The 19,129-nt window shown below is 67.9% G+C and carries 19 protein-coding genes and 2 tRNA genes; 9 read left to right on the top strand and 12 right to left on the bottom strand.

The features are described from left to right. Positions 1-30 precede the first annotated feature (30 nt). Positions 31-501, top strand: a complete 471-nt coding sequence (locus QUC20_RS08080) for a GNAT family N-acetyltransferase (protein WP_289329544.1) — start codon at positions 31-33, stop codon at positions 499-501. Positions 502-511: 10 nt separating this feature from the next. On the opposite strand, the gene QUC20_RS08075 is transcribed toward QUC20_RS08080, so the two are convergent. Beyond that, on the bottom strand, positions 512-928 hold the full coding sequence (locus tag QUC20_RS08075; protein WP_289329543.1) for an OsmC family protein: 417 nt from the start codon (positions 926-928) through the stop codon (positions 512-514). A 45-nt stretch (positions 929-973) separates the two neighbouring features. Between QUC20_RS08075 and QUC20_RS08070 the strand changes: the two genes are divergently transcribed. The 5 genes from QUC20_RS08070 (at position 974) to QUC20_RS08050 (ending at position 6,176) form a co-directional block, all read left to right on the top strand. Further along, on the top strand, positions 974-1,735 hold the full coding sequence (locus QUC20_RS08070) for an ATP-binding cassette domain-containing protein (protein WP_289329542.1): 762 nt from the start codon (positions 974-976) through the stop codon (positions 1,733-1,735). After that, complete coding sequence (locus QUC20_RS08065) at positions 1,732-2,403, top strand: methionine ABC transporter permease (RefSeq protein WP_259455169.1); 672 nt, start codon at positions 1,732-1,734, stop codon at positions 2,401-2,403. Before QUC20_RS08070 ends, QUC20_RS08065 begins: the two co-directional genes overlap by 4 nt. Positions 2,404-2,435: 32 nt before the next feature. Next, positions 2,436-3,257, top strand: a complete 822-nt coding sequence (locus QUC20_RS08060; protein WP_289329541.1) for a MetQ/NlpA family ABC transporter substrate-binding protein — start codon at positions 2,436-2,438, stop codon at positions 3,255-3,257. 104 nt (positions 3,258-3,361) lie between these two features. Then, positions 3,362-5,941, top strand: coding sequence for a valine--tRNA ligase (gene valS, locus QUC20_RS08055; RefSeq protein ID WP_289331456.1), 2,580 nt, complete (start codon positions 3,362-3,364; stop codon positions 5,939-5,941). A 1-nt stretch (position 5,942) separates the two neighbouring features. Continuing rightward, entirely contained in the window at positions 5,943-6,176 is a 234-nt protein-coding gene (locus QUC20_RS08050) for a hypothetical protein (protein WP_120262635.1), read from the top strand. A 22-nt stretch (positions 6,177-6,198) separates the two neighbouring features. Here QUC20_RS08050 and QUC20_RS08045 read toward each other — a convergent pair whose 3' ends face one another. Both QUC20_RS08045 and QUC20_RS08040 read right to left on the bottom strand, forming a co-directional pair. After that, the gene (locus QUC20_RS08045; protein WP_289331455.1) at positions 6,199-7,512 is read right to left on the bottom strand and encodes an MFS transporter; all 1,314 of its coding nucleotides are present in this window, start codon (positions 7,510-7,512) and stop codon (positions 6,199-6,201) included. A gap of 2 nt (positions 7,513-7,514) precedes the next feature. Further along, positions 7,515-8,138, bottom strand: coding sequence for a winged helix-turn-helix domain-containing protein (locus QUC20_RS08040; RefSeq protein WP_289331454.1), 624 nt, complete (start codon positions 8,136-8,138; stop codon positions 7,515-7,517). Positions 8,139-8,207: 69 nt separating this feature from the next. Here QUC20_RS08040 and QUC20_RS08035 point away from each other — a divergent pair, with 69 nt between their 5' ends. Beyond that, positions 8,208-10,250, top strand: a complete 2,043-nt coding sequence (locus QUC20_RS08035) for a M3 family metallopeptidase (protein WP_289331453.1) — start codon at positions 8,208-8,210, stop codon at positions 10,248-10,250. Positions 10,251-10,260: 10 nt separating this feature from the next. Here QUC20_RS08035 and QUC20_RS08030 read toward each other — a convergent pair whose 3' ends face one another. The 6 genes from QUC20_RS08030 to QUC20_RS08005 form a co-directional block, all read right to left on the bottom strand. Beyond that, positions 10,261-10,857, bottom strand: coding sequence for a dihydrofolate reductase family protein (locus tag QUC20_RS08030; RefSeq protein ID WP_289331452.1), 597 nt, complete (start codon positions 10,855-10,857; stop codon positions 10,261-10,263). Positions 10,858-10,916: 59 nt separating this feature from the next. Then, a complete protein-coding gene (clpX, locus tag QUC20_RS08025) occupies positions 10,917-12,185 on the bottom strand; it encodes an ATP-dependent Clp protease ATP-binding subunit ClpX (RefSeq protein WP_120262640.1) in 1,269 nt (422 codons plus the stop codon). A 169-nt stretch (positions 12,186-12,354) separates the two neighbouring features. Continuing rightward, complete coding sequence (locus QUC20_RS08020) at positions 12,355-13,020, bottom strand: ATP-dependent Clp protease proteolytic subunit (protein ID WP_023950830.1); 666 nt, start codon at positions 13,018-13,020, stop codon at positions 12,355-12,357. A gap of 23 nt (positions 13,021-13,043) precedes the next feature. After that, positions 13,044-13,628, bottom strand: coding sequence for an ATP-dependent Clp protease proteolytic subunit (locus QUC20_RS08015; protein ID WP_023950833.1), 585 nt, complete (start codon positions 13,626-13,628; stop codon positions 13,044-13,046). A 160-nt stretch (positions 13,629-13,788) separates the two neighbouring features. Continuing rightward, the gene (gene tig / locus QUC20_RS08010; RefSeq protein ID WP_289331451.1) at positions 13,789-15,333 is read right to left on the bottom strand and encodes a trigger factor; all 1,545 of its coding nucleotides are present in this window, start codon (positions 15,331-15,333) and stop codon (positions 13,789-13,791) included. A gap of 71 nt (positions 15,334-15,404) precedes the next feature. Beyond that, a tRNA-Pro gene (locus QUC20_RS08005) sits at positions 15,405-15,478 on the bottom strand. Between the two features lie 135 nt (positions 15,479-15,613). On the opposite strand from QUC20_RS08005, the gene QUC20_RS08000 reads away from it, so the two are divergent. Next, positions 15,614-15,687: transfer RNA gene (locus QUC20_RS08000), tRNA-Gly, on the top strand. Between the two features lie 35 nt (positions 15,688-15,722). On the opposite strand, the gene QUC20_RS07995 is transcribed toward QUC20_RS08000, so the two are convergent. Then, the gene (locus QUC20_RS07995) at positions 15,723-16,259 is read right to left on the bottom strand and encodes a gamma carbonic anhydrase family protein (protein WP_289331450.1); all 537 of its coding nucleotides are present in this window, start codon (positions 16,257-16,259) and stop codon (positions 15,723-15,725) included. A 109-nt stretch (positions 16,260-16,368) separates the two neighbouring features. On the opposite strand from QUC20_RS07995, the gene QUC20_RS07990 reads away from it, so the two are divergent. After that, complete coding sequence (locus QUC20_RS07990) at positions 16,369-16,854, top strand: Dps family protein (RefSeq protein ID WP_120262643.1); 486 nt, start codon at positions 16,369-16,371, stop codon at positions 16,852-16,854. 119 nt (positions 16,855-16,973) lie between these two features. On the opposite strand, the gene QUC20_RS07985 is transcribed toward QUC20_RS07990, so the two are convergent. Continuing rightward, entirely contained in the window at positions 16,974-18,476 is a 1,503-nt protein-coding gene (locus QUC20_RS07985) for an amidohydrolase (RefSeq protein ID WP_289331449.1), read from the bottom strand. Beyond that, positions 18,473-19,126 (bottom strand): FMN-binding negative transcriptional regulator, encoded by a 654-nt coding sequence (locus QUC20_RS07980; RefSeq protein WP_120262645.1) that lies wholly within the window; start codon positions 19,124-19,126, stop codon positions 18,473-18,475. Before QUC20_RS07980 ends, QUC20_RS07985 begins: the two co-directional genes overlap by 4 nt. Between the last annotated feature and the right edge of the window lie 3 nt (positions 19,127-19,129).

The following is a 19,129-nucleotide window of genomic DNA, read 5'->3' as shown; positions in this document are numbered from 1 at the left end:
GCTCGAACGGAGCGCCTGGTGCTTCGTCCGATGACCGAGGACGACCTGGGCCCCCTTCGCGAGATCCTCACGGACCCTGTCGCGATGACCGCCTACGAGGGGCCGTTCGACGACCACGAGAGCGCGCAGTGGCTCGCACGCAACCTCCAGAGATACGACGAGGACGGATTCGGCCTGTGGGCCGTCGATCTTCCCGGCGCCGGGATGATCGGGCAGTGCGGCATCACACGCCAGTACGTGGGCGACGAGCAGGTGCTCGAGGTCGGGTACCTGTTCCAGCGGGCGCACTGGCATCGCGGGTACGCGACCGAGGCAGCCACGGCGGCGCGCGACTGGGGATTCCGCGAACTCGGCGCACCGGCGATCTGGGCCAAGGTGCGCGACACCAACATCGCATCCATGAACGTCGCCATCCGGCTCGGGATGACGGTGCGCCGCCGGTTCATGGTGCACTACCGCGGCGTCGACATGCCGCATCTCGGCTTCGCCGTCGACCGCTGACGGCGGCTCATCAGCTCACCGCCCAGGCCTCGCCTCGCACTTCGGCCAGCGGCGAGGCCCCGAGGAGCCGCGACACGGGGCACCGGTCGTGCGCCGCAGCGGCCAGTTGCGAAGCTCCGCTCTCGTCCAGGCCCTCGCCCGACACGAAAGCCGTGGCGACGAACTCGTAGCCCGGGCGCTTCTCGGCATCGCGCAGGGCGACCTCGACCCGCACCTTCGTGCGGTGGCGGCCGGCGACGATCGCCTGAGCCGTGGCGTTCAGACATGTCGACCACGCCAATGCCAGCAACTGCTCCGGATTGCTCGCGTGGGTGTCGTGGCCCGGCTGCAACGGGTTGGAGACGGCGACCTCAACGCCGTCCGGCACGCGGCTCACCCCCGTTCCGCCGTCGTCGTTGAGCGCGGAGGTGCGGTAGCGGATGACCATTCGTCGACTATAGTTGAACGTCGTCCAACTATCAGAGGATGCCGCGTGCCACCGACCGACGATCCGATCACCCTCAGCGGGGTCGGCGTCACGTACTCGGGCGGAGCTCGTGCGCTCGTCGACATCGATCTCGCTGTCACGTCCGGCGAGATCTTCGGAGTCATCGGTGAGAGCGGCGCGGGCAAGAGCACCCTCCTGTCGCTCCTCACGGCCGAGGTCGGGGCGACGGCGGGCACGGTGCGGGTCCTCGGTCACGACCCCGCGGAACTCAGCCGAGCGGCGCTGCGCGGCCTGCGTCGGCGCATCGGGGTCGTGTTCCAGGGGGTGCACCTGCTCGCGAACCGCACCGTTCGCCAGAACGTCGCGCTGGCGCTCGACCTGCGCGGCCCCCGTGGGCGCGTACCGGCGAGCGAGCGACGCGGTGCGGTCGACGACATGCTCGGCTTCGTGGGTCTCGCCGGCCGCGAGGACGCCTATCCCTCGCAGCTCAGCGGTGGCCAGCGCCAACGGGTCGGCATCGCCCGAGCCCTCGTCGCTCGCCCCGACATCCTTCTGTGCGACGAGCCGACCTCATCGCTCGACGCCACGACCACGGACGGCGTGCTGACGCTTCTTCGCGAGGCTCGTGACCGATTCGGCACGACTGTCGTCGTGGTGACCCACGATCTCACCGTCGTCCGGCGGATCTGCGACCGCGTAGCTCTCTTCGAGGACGGGCGCCTGCGGGAGATCCTGTCGGTGGAGCCGGACGCGGGGTTCGCCGAGGAGACCTACCTCGATCGGGCGCGGCGGGAGCTGGGCGCGTGACCGGCCTCGGCGAATCGCTCGGGCGCCGGGGTGAGGATCTGCTGGAGGCGCTCGGGGAGACCGGCTACATGCTCGTCGTCTCGCTCGCAGCTGCTGTGGTGCTCGGGCTCCCGCTCGGCATGCTCGTGTACCTGACGCGCCGGGGCGGCACTGCACCGAACCGTGTCGTGTGGTGGGTCGGGAACCTCTTCATCAATATCGTGCGGTCCTTCCCGTTCCTGCTGCTCGTGGTGTTCCTCATCCCGGTGACCCGGCTCGTCTACGGGACCACGTTCGGCACCCCGGCGGCCACGTTCTCCCTCTGCTTCGTCGCGGTCGCGATCTACGCACGACTGGTGGAGCAGATCCTGCGGGAGATCAACCCCGGCATTCCTCGTGTCGCCCGCACGATGGGGGCGACACTCCCCCAGACGATCGTGCGCTTCCTCCTGCCGGAGGCCATTCCCGGCCTCGTCTACGCGCTCACCTCGGCCACGATCAGCCTGCTGTCGTACTCCACTGTGCTCGGAGTGGTCGGCGGTGGCGGCATCGGCGACTTCGCGCTCCGCTATGGCTACCAGGAGTACGACTACCCACTGATGTACTTCACGATCGCGGTCATCCTCGCCGTCGTGCTGATCGTCCAATCGATCGGTCACCGGCTGTCCGTCCGCCTCGACCACCGTTGACCCTCATCCATCCGCTCTCACGAGGAGAACCCATGCCCCTTCGCACCCTTCGCACCCGCATCGCCACGGCGGCTGTCGCCACCCTGGCGGCTGCCGGGCTCCTGGCCGGCTGCGCCGGTTCGCCCGGCGACGCGGATTCCGCGGTCACGACACTGCGCGTGGGCGCGGTGACCGCCCCGGCCACCGACATCGTCGAGGCTGCCGGAGCGGCGATCGCCGACGGGTACGAGATCGAGCTCGTTCCGGTGTCGGACTACGTCACGATCAACAACATGCTCGCGGCCGGCGACATCGACGCCAACTTCTCGCAGCACGAGCCGTACATGACGGAGTTCAACGAGAAGAACGGCGCGTCGCTCGAGGCCGTTCAGCCCGTCTACAACTTCGTCATCGCGTTCTACTCCAAGACACTGCGCGACATCGACGAGCTCACCGACGGTGCCACGGTCGCCATCCCGAACGACTCGTCCAACACCGCACGGGCGCTCAAGCTGCTGGCCGACGCCGACATCATCGGCCTCGCCCCCGGCGTCGACCCGTACGCCGCCACGCTCGACGACGTGGCGGAGAATCCGAAGAACCTCCAGTTCCTGTCGCTGGAGATCAACCAGCTGAACACGGCGTACGACGAGGCGGACCTGGTGTTCCAGTGGCCCTCGCACATCGCCGCGCTCGGCCTCACGCCGCAGGACGACGGTCTGCTCACCGAGCTCGACGACCGCTTCGCACTTCAGCTCGTCGTCCCCTCGGCGGAGGCGGACTCTCCGGCGACTCGGGCGTTGATCGACGCGTTCACGAGCGATGAGGTGCGCAAGGTGATCGAGGGCAACGCCACGATCGAGGCCGCCTTCTGACGCCGGGGGTGGGGCACCAGCGCGGCGCCCCACCCCCGGTAGACTCGGAGGACGCACACTCAGGCACGCTCACACAGTGCCGCACATATCGTCGAGGAGTTCCCATGACAGCGCACATTCCCGAGAAGCCCGCTCTGGAAGGCCTCGAGCAGAAGTGGGACGCCGCGTGGGCCGAGCAGGGCACCTACCTCTTCGACCGCGCCCGCGCCGCTGAGACGGGCCGTGGCGGTGTCTTCTCCGTCGACACGCCGCCCCCCACGGCATCCGGATCGTTGCACATCGGTCACGTCTTCTCGTTCACCCACACCGACCTCAAGGTGCGGTTCGAGCGCATGCGCGGCAAGAGCGTGTTCTACCCGATGGGCTGGGACGACAACGGCCTCCCGACCGAGCGCCGCGTTCAGAACTACTACGGCGTGCGCTGCGACCCGACCCTCCCCTACGACGAGTCGTTCGTACCGCCGTTCGAAGGCGGCGACAACAAGTCGAGCCGTGCCGCCGATCAGGTGCCCATCAGCCGGCGAAACTTCATCGAACTCTGCGAGAAGCTGACGATCGAGGACGAGAAGCAGTTCGAGTCGCTCTTCCGGCAGCTCGGGCTCTCGGTCGACTGGACCCAGACGTATCGGACGATCTCCGACGACACGATCCGCATCAGCCAGCTCGCGTTCCTGCGAAACCTCGACCGCGGCGAGGCCTACCAGGCCCTCGCCCCCACGCTCTGGGACATCGACTTCCGCTCTGCCATCGCGCAGGCCGAGCTCGAGGATCGGGAGCAGCAGGCGTCGTACCACCGTGTCGCGTTCCACAAGACCGACGGCAGCGGCGACATCCACATCGAGACGACGCGACCCGAGCTGCTGCCGGCTTGCGTCGCACTCGTGGCCAACCCGGATGACGAGCGCTACCAGCCCTATTTCGGCAAGACGGTCCGCACGCCCCTCTTCGACGTCGAGGTGCCGGTTCTGGCGCACCACCTCGCGCAACCCGACAAGGGCTCGGGAATCGCGATGATCTGCACGTTCGGTGACGTGACCGACATCATCTGGTGGCGTGAGCTGGATCTGCCCAACCGCACGATCCTGGGACACGACGGCCGCATCATCGCCGACGCTCCCGAGGTCATCGTCACCGACTCCGCACGCGCGGCCTACGCGGAACTCGCGGGCAAGACCGTCTTCAGCGCGAAGAAGCGCATCGTCGAGCTGCTGCAGGAGTCCGGCGAGCTGCTCGAGGTGTCCAAGCCCTTCAGTCACCCGGTGAAGTTCTTCGAGAAGGGCGACCGTCCACTCGAGATCGTCTCGACGCGCCAGTGGTACCTGCGAAATGGTGCGCGCGATGAAGAGCTGCGTTCCCGCCTGATCTCGCTCGGCCAGGAGATGTCGTGGCACCCCGACTTCATGCGGGTGCGTTACGAGAACTGGACCAACGGCCTCACCGGCGACTGGCTCGTCTCGCGTCAGCGTTTCTTCGGTGTGCCGATCCCGATCTGGTACGCCCTCGACGAGAACGGCGAACGCGATTACGACGGCGTCATCACCCCCGACCCATCGCAGCTCCCGATCGACCCGACCACCGATGTCCCTGCGGGCTACACCGCAGACCAGCGAGGCGTGCCGGGCGGTTTCGACGCGGAGCGCGACATCTTCGACACCTGGGCGACGTCGTCGCTGACGCCGCAGCTGGCCGGCGGATGGCAGCGCGACGAACAGCTGTGGCAGCTCGTGGCCCCCTTCGACCTGCGTCCCCAGGGACAGGACATCATCCGCACGTGGCTGTTCTCCACGATGCTCCGCAGCGCACTCGAGGACGGCCGCGCGCCGTGGTCGGATGCCGCGATCTCCGGCTTCATCGTCGACCCCGACCGCAAGAAGATGTCGAAGTCGAAGGGCAACGTGGTCACCCCCGCCGACATCCTCGCGCAGCACGGCACGGACGCGGTGCGTTACTGGGCCGCTTCGAGTCGCCTCGGCTCCGACGCCGCGTTCGACCCCCAGAACCCGACGCAGGTCAAGATCGGGCGCCGACTCGCGATCAAGGTGCTCAACGCCGCGAAGTTCGTGCTCTCGTTCCCGGTCCCCGAGGGGGCCGCAGTGACTCACGACCTCGACGCCGCCATGCTGGCCACGCTCGACCGGGTGATCGTCGACGCCACTCGCGCGTTCGAGGCTTACGACCACGCTCGCGCACTGGAGATCACCGAGGCGTTCTTCTGGACCTTCTGCGACGACTACCTCGAGCTCGTTAAGGAGCGCGCCTACGACCGTTCCGACGAGGGACAAGCGTCGGCGGCACTGGCGTTGCGTCTCGCCCTCTCGTCGCTTCTGCGTCTGCTCGCGCCCGTCCTCGCCTTCGCGGCGGAGGAAGCATGGTCGTGGTTCGAGGAGGGCTCCGTGCACACGGCCTCGTGGCCCGAGGCCAGCGGCATCGATGGCGACCCGGCCGTCCTCACCACCGCCAGCGCCGCGCTCATCGGCATCCGACGGGCGAAGACGGAGGCCAAGGCCTCGCAGAAGACCCCCGTCTCCGTTCTCTCGCTCCGCGCGGATGCCGCGACGATCGAGCGCCTGCGTCGCGCCGAGGGCGACCTGAAGGCGGTCGGACGCATCGCCGAGCTCGATCTCCTCGAGGGCGACGGCGACCTGGTCGTGGAGCGCGTCGAGCTCGCGCCGCAGGAGGTCTGACGTGCGCTTGGGAACGCGGTGGACGAGCGGCGACGAACCGCCGGCCTCGCTGCCCGCCGCATTCCGTGATCAGATCCACGCGGTCGATCGCGTGCTCGACGTCGATCCCCGCCCGAAGTGGACTCTGACCTGGCTCGAGGGACGCCCCGTGGCCGAGCTCGAGACCGGTGTCGTGGTCTCACTCGACGCCGCGGGCGAGCCCGTGGTGGGTCAGATCGACGACGACACGTTCTGATGCCGCAGGTTTCTCCCGTCGCTCACTCCGAGACGGCGGGAGAGACCTGTGCGGACGCGGATCGGATGAGGCGCGTGCAGATCGTCGTCGCGACGAGACACACGATCCCCGCCGTGATGAAGGGCAGTCGCAGGTCGAGAGACGCGACCAGACCGCCCAGAACCGTGGCCACCGGGAAGAGGCCCCACGTGAGTGTCCGGATGATGCCGAGAGTGCGTCCGAACAGGTCCGGCGGGATGATCTGCTGTCGCAGCGCACCCCAGGGTACGTTCCACAACGACACCGCGAAGGCCATTCCCGCGTAAGCCACGATCGCCACCACGAGGTTCGGGGCGAAACCCACCCCCACCATGCACACCGCGGCGGCCAGGTTCGCGCCCCACATCACATTGCCACGCCCGCACCGGCTCACCAGGCGCGCCGCGAGGAGCGAGCCCGCGAGTGCGCCTACGCCGACGCCCGCCGTGACGAAACCGATGGCGATCTCGGGGAGGCCGTGAACGTCGAGGAAGTACAGCAAGGTGGGCGCCTGCGCGAAGGCGAACGCGCATCCGACGACCGAGGTGAACACGACCAGGGCGCGCAGGAAGCGATGGCGCCAGAGGTACCGTAACGCGTCGCGCGCGGGAACCGGTGCGGCGGGCGCTGCGGGCAGGGGCTCCGGAACAGCGCCGGCGACGACCTCGCCCCGGTCGCCGCCGACGACGGACGACGAGCGCGACCGCGCCGCGGCCACCGGGAGCAGGAGCGCAAGGGCGATCGGGACGATGTACCCCGCGGCGCCGAGCCACAGTGGCAGTCCGAGAGACACGGCGAAGAGGACCCCGGCGACCGGCTGTGCCAGAAAGCTGTCGATCGTGATCTGCGCGGCTTGAATCCGACCGTTCGCACGATCGAGCTGGTCGCGGGCGACGACACTCGGGATGACCGCGTTGGTCGCGTTGTCGAAGAGCGTCTCACCGAACCCGAAGACGAGGGTGCCCACCAGGAGCCAGGTGACATCGAGACCGCCGGCGACCGTCAGCACCGCGAGTCCGACCGCAGCGAGGCCGCGCACCGTGTTGGCGAGAGCCATGACGCGACGACGATCGAAACGATCCACGATCATGCCTGCCGGGACGCCGAAGACCAGCCAGGGGACGAATGCTGCTGCGCCGAGCAGGGAGATCAGCAAGGGGTCGCGCGTGAGGGTCGTCGCGATGAGCGGGACGGCGGTGCGTCCGAGACCGTCAGCGAGATTGCTGAACGCGGCGGCCGTCCACAGCCGCGAGAAGTCGCGCCCGAGCGGGCGGGCCGACGGCGGCGTGAGGGTCGAGGAGGCGGTGATGACGCTCATGATCAGTCGCTCTCGGTGGTGATCGGGAATGCTTCGGCGCGCAGCGACACGATCCGGCGGTCCGGGGACGGGGTCGGTTCGGCGCCCGGGGCGATGCGGTACTCGTCGACGACGTCGTCGATGACGCGCTGGATCCGGGCATTGACCTCGCCGAGCTGCTCGACCGTCAGCGAGACGGTGGCCGAGGTGATCAACGCCTTCTCGGCCCACGGATCGAGCTCGTCTCGCAGAGTGGTTCCGACGAAACGCATGAGCTGGTCGTGGCGGCGATCGAGGAACTCCCCCATCACGACCTGGGTCGCCGCGCGTCCCGCGGGGGTGCGCATCGTGTCGGGCCCGGGAAATGAGACACCTCCGCTGGGACGCTCCCACCAGCGCTCTCGCGCGGTGCCGCGCTCGGGAATCTCGCGGATGAGGTCGTGCTTCGCAAGCGCGCGCAGGTGGTAGCTGGTCGAACCCGACGACTCCCCCGTCATCGCGGCCAAGGAGCTGGCCGTCTGAGGGCCCTGCTGACTGAGGATGTCGTACAGACGCACGCGCACGGGGTGAGCGAGCGCCCGAAGCGCTCCGGAATCGAGGGTGCGGATGTCGCGGCGGCCCGGCGCCTCGTCCTGCTTGTCGGTCATGGATCCAAAGGTATCTTTGCAAGTAGTTCTTTGCAACAGGTTCTTTGCGAATCGTCGTAGGCTGGGGGGATGCTGGCATCCTCGAACCCGCTTCTGGCCTCACCGACGCTCCCCTGGGGGCTCCCGGACTACCGCGACATCTCCGTCTCCGATTACCTCCCCGCGTTCGCAGAGGCGTTCGATCAGCAGCGCTCCGAGATCGACGCCATCGCCGGCAGCGCCGAGCCGCCGACGTTCGAGAACACCGTGGCGGCCTGGGAGAAGAGCGGCGAGTTCCTCGGCCACGTCGCCCGCACCTTCTACACCGTCAGCTCCGCCGACGCGACGCCGGCGGTGCAGGAGGTCGACGAACGGCTCGCGCCGATGATGTCCGCGCACTCTGACGCGATCCTGCTCGATTCACGGCTGTACTCCCGGATCGAACGCTTGTACGGTGCGCGTGCCGACCTGGGGCTGACAGACGAACAGCGTTACCTGCTGGAGCGGAGGTTCGTGCAGATGACCCACGCCGGCGCGGGGCTCGACGCGCCGGCCAAGCAGCGACTGACCGAGCTCAACCGCCGGCTCTCCGTACTCACCACGACCTTCGAGAAGAATCTTCTCGCCGACACCAACGATCTCGCCGTCGTCTTCGAGACGCATGAAGAGCTCGATGGGCTGAGCGACGGCGAGCTCTCCGCCGCCGCACGCGCCGCCGACGATCGAGGTCTTCCCGGCGCCTTCGTCATCACGCTGACGCTCTTCACAGGGCACCCCGCACTTGCGTCCCTGACGAATCCCCGATCCCGCCAGCGCATCCTCGCCGCATCGCGGTCGCGTGGCTCGAGAAGCGGACCCCACGACAACCGCCCCGTGCTGCTCGAGATCGTGAGGCTTCGCGCCGAACGCGCCGAGTTGCTCGGCTTCCCCTCGCACGCGGCGTACGTCACCTCCGATCAGACGGCCGGCAGCCCGGAGGCCGTTTCATCGCTTCTCCGCAAGCTCGCGGCGCCCGCCGCACAGAATGCACAGCGTGAGAAGCACGCGCTCGCGGAGATCCTCGACGCGGAAACGGTTGGGGCCGCCGACTGGGCCTATGCGACGGAGCGCGTGCGTGCCAGCACCCTCGACATCGACACGACGGCGCTCCGCCCCTGGTTCGAGGCCGAGCGAGTGATGCGCGAGGGGGTCTTCTTCGCGGCCACGCGGCTCTACGGCATCACCTTCCGCGAGCGCGATGACCTGCCCGCTTATCACGACGGCGTCCGTGTCTTCGAGGTCACGAACGAGGACGGTTCGCACCTCGGCCTGTTCATCCTCGACCTGTACACCCGCGACACCAAGCGTGGCGGGGCTTGGATGAACTCGATCGCGTCGCAGTCCGAACTGCGCGGTACGACACCGATCGTCGTCAACAACCTCAACGTGCCCCAGCCCGCTCCGGGGACCCCCACGCTGCTGACGCTTGATGCGGTCACGACTCTCTTCCACGAGTTCGGACACGCGCTGCATGGGCTGTTCGCCGCGGTGACGTACCCGACGTTCGCCGGGACCAACGTCTTCCGTGACTTCGTCGAGTTTCCCAGCCAGGTCAACGAGATGTGGATCTACCACCCCGAGGTGCTCGCCAACTACGCACGGCATGTCGAGACCGGCGAACCGCTCGCGTCGGAGATCGTTGCGCGCCTCCAGGCCTCAGGCACCTTCAACCAGGGATTCGCCACCAGCGAGTACCTCGCGGCCGCATGGCTGGACCTCGCATGGCACTCGCTCAGTGCCGACGAGGCAGCCGCGGTCACCGACGTCGCCGCCTTCGAAGCCGCGGCGCTGGCCGACATCGGACTCGACGACCCGGCGGTGCCGACACGCTACTCGTCGACCTACTTCGCCCACATATTCTCGGGCGGCTACAGCGCGGGGTACTACTCCTACATCTGGAGCGAGGTCCTCGATGCCGACACCGTCGAGTGGTTCGAAGAGAACGGCGGACTGACCCGTGCCAATGGCGACCGCTTCCGCGAGCGGCTGCTCGGCGTCGGAGGCTCGAAGGACCCGCTCGAGGCATACCGTGACTTCCGGGGGCGTGACGCCCGCATCGAGCCGCTCCTCGCGCGCCGCGGCCTCAGCGCCTGAATCGCATCATTCACGCGGGATCCACCGGTGGGAGCGGGGCATTGCCTCCACCGGTGGGCCTGACGTCGTAGACCAGGCGCGCGAACGCCCCCACCTGCTCGACCGATCGCAACGCGAGCCGGTTCGATTCGACGCGGCGCGGAAGCAGGGGCGATCCGCGACCGAGCGTCACGGGTGCGAACGACACCGCGATCTGATCGAGCGCGTTCGCATCGAGGAACTGCCCCGCCAGGTCTCCCCCGCCGACGACCCAGATGTCGTGTTCACCGGCAGCCGCTCGGATGCGCGGGAGGACATCCGCGACCGGTCCGGAGACGAAGGTGATGTCCGCGCCAGCAGGGCGGGGCAGATCGCGCGAGGTGAAGACGAACGTCGGCCGATCGCCGTGGAACTCCTGCCACCGGTCGGGATGTGCGAGCAGATCGGACTCGGCGAGAAGCCATTCGTATGTCGTCGACCCTTCGACCAGCACGCCGGCATCGGCGGGAACCAGTCTCGCGTCGGGCTCGTCGCCCCCATCGACCGCGAAGAGCCAGGAAAGCGAGTGGCCGGCGTCGGCGATGAAACCGTCGAGCGAGCTCGCCGTATCGAAGAGGATGCGTTGCATGACGCGATGCTATGCCGTACGTCCGACACCACCGCGGCGGTGCGTGACCGCCGGTGATGTCAGGCGCTCTTGCGCTTCTGACGAAGGACGAGCGTCGGGGCGGCGCCTTCGTCGACGGCAGCCCGGGTGACGATGACCTTGTCGACGTCATCGGCCGAGGGGATCTCGAACATGATCGGCCCGAGGACGTCTTCGAGGATGGCGCGCAGGCCGCGGGCACCCGTCTTGCGGGCGACGGCGAGGTCGGCGATCGCACGCAGTGCGTCGTCTTCGAACTCGAGCTCGACGCCGTCGAGCTCGAACATCCGCTGATATTGCTTCACGAAGGCGTTCTTCGGACCGGTGAGGATCTCGATGAGCGCTTTCTGGTCCAATGGCGCGACCGACGTGACGACGGGAAGACGGCCGATGAACTCGGGGATGAGGCCGAATTTGTGCAGGTCTTCGGGCTCGACCTCGCGGAAGAGGTCGAGCTGCTTGTCCTTCTCCTGCAGGGGCGCGCCGAAGCCGACGCCGTGCTTGCCGACCCTCGAGGAGATGATCTCTTCGAGCCCGGCGAAGGCGCCCGCCACGATGAAGAGGACGTTCGTCGTGTCGATCTGGATGAACTCCTGGTGCGGGTGCTTGCGTCCGCCTTGGGGCGGAACCGACGCGACGGTGCCCTCGAGGATCTTGAGGAGGGCCTGCTGCACGCCCTCACCCGAAACGTCGCGGGTGATCGAGGGGTTCTCGGCCTTTCGCGCGATCTTGTCGACCTCATCGATGTAGATGATGCCGGTCTCGGCGCGCTTGACGTCGAAGTCGGCCGCTTGCAGCAGCTTGAGGAGGATGTTCTCGACGTCTTCGCCGACATAACCGGCCTCGGTCAAGGCGGTCGCATCGGCGACCGCGAAGGGAACGTTGAGGCGCTTCGCGAGAGTCTGAGCGAGATAGGTTTTGCCGCAGCCCGTGGGGCCCAGCAGGAGAATGTTGCTCTTGGCGATCTCGACGTCGTCCGCGCGCTGTTCGGCCGGCTGGAGTGTCGAGTGTGCGCGCACGCGCTTGTAGTGGTTGTAGACGGCCACGGAGAGGGCGCGTTTTGCCGGGTCTTGGCCGACGACGTACTCCTCGAGGAAGGAGAAGATCTCGCGCGGCTTCGGAAGATCGAACTCGGCGACAGATTCGTCGCCCGACTCGGCCATGCGCTCTTCGATGATCTCGTTGCACAACTCGACGCACTCGTCGCAGATGTAGACGCCGGGTCCTGCGATCAACTGCTGGACCTGCTTCTGACTCTTTCCGCAGAACGAGCACTTGAACAGGTCGGCACTCTCACCGATGCGAGCCATGTACCCCTCCTGGATGCCGGAATCCATCGCTCCCCTGAGAGCGTGGTGCTCCGAGCCTAACCTCTCCCGCGGACATCACCGCGGATTTGCGCGGCGTTCGATTCGAACGGCCGCAATGACACGTATGGCCCCGGCTCGATGCCGGGGCCATACGACGTGAGCTCGCGTGTCAGGACGTGATCGCCGCGGGGGTGCGCTTGCGCGACGTCAGCACCTGGTCGACGATGCCGTACTCCATCGCCTCGTGCGCCGAGAGGATCTTGTCGCGGTCGATGTCCTTGTTGACCTGCTCCTGCGTACGGTTCGTGTGGCGTGCCATCGTCTCCTCGAGCCAGGTCCGCATTCGAAGGATCTCGGCGGCCTGGATCTCGATGTCGGATGCCTGCCCGTGGCCGGCCTCGCCGACAGCGGGCTGGTGGATCAGGATCCGGGCGTTCGGAAGCGCCAGACGCTTGCCGGGCGCACCGGCCGCGAGCAGCACCGACGCCGCCGAGGCGGCCTGACCGAGCACGACCGTCTGGATCTGGGGCGACACGTACTGCATGGTGTCGTAGATCGCGGTCATGGCCGTGAACGATCCGCCGGGCGAGTTGATGTACATGATGATGTCGCGGTCGGGGTCCTGCGACTCGAGCACGAGCAGCTGGGCCATGACGTCATCCGCCGACGCGTCGTCGACCTGTACGCCGAGGAAGATGACGCGGTCCTCGAACAGCTTGTTGTAGGGGTCCTGGCGCTTGTAGCCGTAGGCGGTGCGCTCCTCGAACTGCGGCAGGATGTACCGGCTCGAGGGCATCGCAGCGCCGTGGGGAAGGCCGAAGGCGGGTGTGTTCATCGTTGTCTTTCTCCTTCGGTCGATCAGTTCTCGGTGCCGCCGCCACCGACGACGTCGGTGGCCGACTCGCGGATGTGGTCGACGAAGCCGTACTCGAGGGCCTCCTGCGCGGTGAACCACCGGTCGCGGTCACCGTCGGCGTTGATCTGCTCGACCGACTTGCCTGTCTGCGCCGCGGTGATCTCGGCGAGTCGGCGCTTCATGTCGAGGATCAACTGCGCCTGCGTCTGGATGTCGCTGGCTGTTCCGCCGAAGCCGCCGTGCGGCTGGTGAAGCAGCACCCGGGCGTTGGGGGTGATGTAGCGCTTGCCCTTGGTGCCCGCGGTCAGCAGCAGCTGTCCCATCGAGGCGGCCATGCCGATGCCGACCGTGACGATGTCGTTCGGCACGAACTGCATCGTGTCGTAGATCGCCATGCCAGCGGTGATGGATCCGCCGGGCGAGTTGATGTAGAGGTAGATGTCCTTCTCGGAGTCCTCGGCGGCGAGCAGGAGGATCTTCGCGCAGATCTCGTTCGCGTTCTCGTCGCGCACCTCCGACCCGAGCCAGATGATGCGGTCCTTGAGCAGTCTGTCGAAGACGCTTGTTGCGATGAGGGGGTCAGCCATGTGTGCTCCTGATCCGAAGTTTCGTGACGTGTCGAATCTACCGACGCCGCCACGTGCCCCCGACCGTGTTCGCCGTGGGCATAGCCGTGTCATCGCAAAAGGGGCGGATGCCGCAGCATCCGCCCCTTTTGCCGGTCAGACGACCGCCGGGATCAGAGGATCACTCGGCGGCAGCCTCGTCGTCGGCCTTCTTCTTGGCCGGGGCCTTCTTCGCCGGCGCCTTCTTGGCCGGGGCCTTCTTGGTGGGAGCCTTCTCGTCCGCTGCCGGAGCCTCGTCCGCGGCATCCGCCTTCTTCTTGGCGGGAGCCTTCTTGGCCGGAGCCTTCTTGGCGGGCTTCTCCTCCGCCTCGGCGGCGTCGGCATCGGCCGCGGCGTCAGCGATCTCCTGCGCCTCCTCGACGACCTCGTCGGCGGCCGTCTCTTCGCCTTCGACCGTGATGAAGCCGGTCAGGTCGACCGGCTTGCCGTCGGTGTCGACGACCGTGACCTTGCCCAGCGCGACCGCGAGGGCCTTGTTGCGTGCCACCTCGCCGACCATCACGGGAAGCTGGCCGTTCTGCTGGAGCGCGTTGACGAAGTCCTGGGGCGCCATGCCGTACTGCGCGGACGCCTGGATGAGGTACTGCGTCAGCTCGTCCTGCGAGACCTGCACCTCGTGGGCCTCGGCGATCTTGTCGAGCACCATCTGCGTGCGGAACTGCTTCTCGCTCGCCTCGGTCACCTCGGCACGGTGCGCATCGTCTTCCAGGCGACCTTCGCCCTCGAGGTGAGCGTGCACCTCGTCCTCGACGAGTCCGGCCGGCACGGGGATCTCGATCTTCTCGAGCAGCGCGTCGACGAGCTTCTCGCGCGCAGCGGCGCCCTGCGTGAACAGGCTCTGCTGCGAGACGCGCTCGGAGAGGCTTTCGCGCAGCTCGGCGATGGTGTCGAACTCGCTCGCCATCTGGGCGAAGTCGTCGTCGGCCTCGGGGAGCTCGCGCTCCTTGACGGCCTTGACGGTGACGGCCACCTCGGCCTCTTCGCCGGCGTGGTCGCCGCCGACGAGCTTCGAACGGAACGTGGTGTCCTCACCGGCGGTGAGCGACTCGATGGCCTCGTCGATGCCCTCGAGCAGTTCACCCGAGCCGACCTCGTACGACACGCCCTCGGCCCGGTCGATCTCGGTGCCGTCGATGGTCGCGACGAGGTCCAGCTCGACGAAGTCGCCCTTCGCGGCCGGGCGGTCGACCGTGACGAGCGTGCCGAAGCGGCCGCGCAGGCGGTCGAGCTCCTCATCGATGGCGGCGTCGTCGGTGGCGACGGGCTCGACCTCGATGGTGATGTCCTCGTAGGCGGGCAGCTCGAACTCGGGACGGACGTCGACCTCGACCTCGACCTTCAGGTCGCCCGAGAAGTCCTTGTCGCTCGGCCAGTCGACGACCTCGGCCGACGGACGGCCGAGAACACGGAGCTCGTTGGCGGCGACCGCTTCGCGGTAGAAGCCGTCGAGGCCCTCGCTGACCGCGTGCTCGATGACCGCACCGCGGCCGACACGCTGGTCGATGATGGGAGCGGGCACCTTGCCCTTGCGGAAGCCGGGGATCTGCACGTCCTGAGCGATGTGCTCGTACGCGTGGGTGATGCTCGGCTTCAGCTCGTCCGGGCTGACCGTGATGTGGAGCTTCACCCGCGTGGGGCTGAGCGTCTCGACGGTGCTGGTGACCATGCCTGTCGTTCTCCTTTATCCGGCCGCGCACATGCGCGTCCGTTCGGTGGTCTGGGTTCGTGGGGCCGTTGTCGGGGCGACAGGATTTGAACCTGCGGCCTCCCGCTCCCAAAGCGGGCGCTCTACCAAGCTGAGCTACGCCCCGGGCGCGCAGCACACGTGCGTCGGAAAACGGCCGTGGTCAGTCTAGCCGACGGAGTCCGCTAGACTGATCGGGTTGCCGCGTGCGGGGCATTGCCCTCAGTATGGTGGTGATCCTCATTCGATTTCGGTCGAATGCGGGGCTGTAGCTTAGTGGTAAAGCCTCTGTCTTCCAAACAGATGATGCGAGTTCGATTCTCGTCAGCCCCTCCATCACTCCTCCTCGTCGGCGTACGAGGAGGAGTTCCTCATTCGGCCGCGATTGCGGAGTGATCGTCGCGAAGCCGCACATATGTCGCAGCGTTCCGGCCCAGCCCGCTCCGCTCGTCCTGCGTGAGGGCTCTCCGGACTCTCGCGGGAACGCCGGCGACGAGCGAGCCGGGCGGGATGACCGTGCCCTCGAGCACGACGGCTCCCCCGGCGACCAGCGATCCGGTTCCGATCACCGCACCGCTGAGTATCGTGCTGTTCATCCCGATGAGGCAGCCGTCCTCCACGGTGCAGCCGTGGACGACCGCGTTATGACCGATCGAGACGTCGTCTCCGATGCGCGCGGGCGACGAAGCGTCGACGTGGATCACGACCCCGTCCTGCACGTTGCTCCGGTCGCCGATCTCGATGCGCGAGCGGTCGCCGCGGATCACGGCGTTGTACCAGACGCTCGACTGCTCGCCGATGACCACATCGCCCACGAGCCGCGCGCCATCCGCGACGAACACCGTCGGATGAAGGCGGGGTCGCCTTTCTCCCAGCGGCAACAGAGATGCGGTGGAGGCGACGCTCATGGCCACACGTTACCCCTGGTGAGCCCAGCCTTCTCTTGCTTGCGGAATGTTCCGGCGTGAGTAGCGTTTGGACAGATGCAGGCCACGACCTGCCAGAAGGAGCGCAGACATGACCGACACCAACATCACCACTCCCGCCCTCACCGCAGACCCCGAGGTCGCCGCGGCAGCCGCGCAGTTCCTCACCCCGGTCGTGCACAAGATGCAGGCACTCGTCGTCAACGGCAAGCAGGCGCACTGGAACGTCCGCGGCTCGAACTTCATCGCGATCCACGAGCTTCTCGACTCGGTCGTCGCTCACGCTCAGGACTACGCCGACACCGCGGCAGAGCGCATCGTCGCCTTGGGCCTCCCGATCGACTCGCGCGTCTCGACCATGGCCGAGAAGACCACGACGGCCGTGCCCGCCGGGTTCGCGCAGTGGCAGGACGAGATCAAGGCGATCGTCTCCGACATCGACGCGACCCTCGTCGACCTTCAGGCCGCTATCGACGGTCTCGACGAGGTCGACCTGACCAGCCAGGACGTCGCCATCGAGATCAAGCGCGGCGTTGACAAGGACCGTTGGTTCCTCCTGGCGCATCTCGCCGAGTAATCCACGGCGCCGACGCAACGGCGCGGAGACCGGGTACCGGGCGATCAAGCGAGAGCCCGGTACGCCGGTCGCCGCGCCGTTGCGTCGTTCATGGGTGACGTCCCCGGCCGCTCCGCCCCTCAGGCGAGGTGGGTGAGGCGGCCCGCGAGCAGCGTCGCGGCGACGGCGGTCGACCGCAGTGCCCCCGGCGTCTCGGCCGCGAGAGGATCGCGGTCGACGATGATGAGGTCGGCGACGTCGCCGGGTGCGATCGCCGACCCGGTCTGCGAGCCGCCGGCGGTCGACGCCGCGAGGGCTGCTGCCGCCGACACCCGCTGGTGCGGGCGCCAAGGCTCTCGATCATCGCGCGTTCGGAACACCGCATCCGACATCGTCGTCCAGGGATCGAGACGCGCGACGGGAGCATCCGAGCCGAAGAGCAGGTTCGCCCCCGCGTCGACCAGCTCGCACATGGGGTAGCCGATCGCGGTCTGCCCCGCCCAGAACTCGTCCGCCATGTCACGATCGTCGACCGCGTGCGACGGCTGAACACTCGCGCCGACGCCGAGGCGCGCAAACCGGGGGATGTCAGCGTGCGCGACGAGCTGAGCGTGCTCGATCGTGCCCGTGGCTCCGGTCATCGCGAACGCGTCCAGCGCGTGCGAGTTCGCGACGTCGCCGATCGCGTGGACCGCGCTGGCGATCCCCGCGCCCGTCGCGAGCCGCATCAGCTCGACGAGCTCACCCGGCGGCACGGTCATGACTCCGAAGTCGGTCGCGGCACCCGGGTAATGGTGCGAGCATGCCGCCGTCCTCGTTCCCAACGACCCGTCGGTGATCACCTTGAACGGCCCCATCCGCACGAGCCCGCGTGGATCGATGGCATCGCCGGTCTCGAGTCCCTCGGAGATCGCCCGTTCGAGCAGGCTGGCGTAGACCCCGAACGAGACGCGCACGGCATCGTATCCGCGGCTGAGCCGGCGAGCCCAGGCCTCGGCGTTCCATGCCATGTCGAGGTCGACGATGCCGACGATCCCCCGCGCCGCCGCGGCCGACATCGCCTCCATGACCGCGGTGTCCGCGAGCGACGGATCGCACGCGTTCAGTCGGCGTGAGATCTCGAAGGCGGGCTCCTCGCGCAGCACGCCGTCGGTCGTCGACATCCCCTCGCGCCGGAGAGCAGCACTGTTGAGCCAGACGCTGTGGACGTCGGCGTTGATGAGATAGGTCGGCTCGTCGCCGGTCATCGCGTCGAGCAGTTCGAGGGAAGGGCGATCCGGCCACAGGGCGTCACGGAAGCCCGAGCCGATACGGCGGCCGTCGTGGTCGGCGGCCGCTCTTCCCATGACAGCCGCCGCCTCGGCGGCGCTCGCGATGCCCTCGAGATCGACCCGCCGGGCCGCGAGCGCCCACTGCACAGTGTGGACATGGTGGTCCCAGAGGCCGGGGAGCAGCCGACCGCCGCCCCCGTCGATCACCGCGCCGCGCCGGGGCAGTGCTCCGGCGGGCGCGATGTCGGCGATGGTTCCGCCGGAGAGGTGCACGTCGACGGGGTCCGCCCCGAACGGATCGGTGCGGCCCGGCCCGGTCAAACGGACGTCGGCGATGACGGCGACGCCATCGCCGCGTGCGGGACCGGTCACGACCGAACCTCGCGGGCCGCGCGCATCGTCGCGTGCGCGCGTCTCATCTCGTCCGCGAGGCGAGGATCGGCGTACGGGGTGGCACCCGCGTCAAGTTTGTCGATGATCGTGTCGACCACGGCATCCGGTCGGTTCTGGCTCAGCTTGCGCTTCGCCTCGACGCGCGTCGGAGACAGACGAAACCCCACCGTGCCACGTTCGAGACGGCGCACGAAGCCCTCGTCATTCGGCGGAGCCCACAGTCCCCGGGGGTCTGCGAGCCCCGACTCGAACCGGTCGACCAGGCGCTCGAGCACGCGCAGGTTCTCGTCCGGCGTCAAGATCTCCGGCACTCCGGAGAGGTGTACCGACACGAAGTTCCATGTGGGAACCGCGGCCACGTCGCCGTACCACTGGGGGGACACGTAACCGTGCGGCCCCTGGAAGACGACGAGCAGTTCGCCCTGCCCGAGGCCGTGAAGCAGATCATCGGGACGTCCGACGTGCCCGACGATGGTGAGGTCGTCGCGTTCCTCATCGAGAAGCACCGCGTAGTGGGACGCGACCAGGCCGTCGGCTCCCGTGCTGACGATCGTGACCCAGGGATTCTCCGCGATGACGCGACGGATCTCGACGACGTCCGTCATCGCGAAGCTCGGGTTCTGCCTCATGCG

Origin of the sequence: Microbacterium arborescens (assembly GCF_030369635.1) — a bacterium.
Taxonomy (GTDB): Bacteria; Actinomycetota; Actinomycetes; order Actinomycetales; family Microbacteriaceae; genus Microbacterium.
This window is presented reverse-complemented; position numbering and strand designations above follow the sequence as displayed.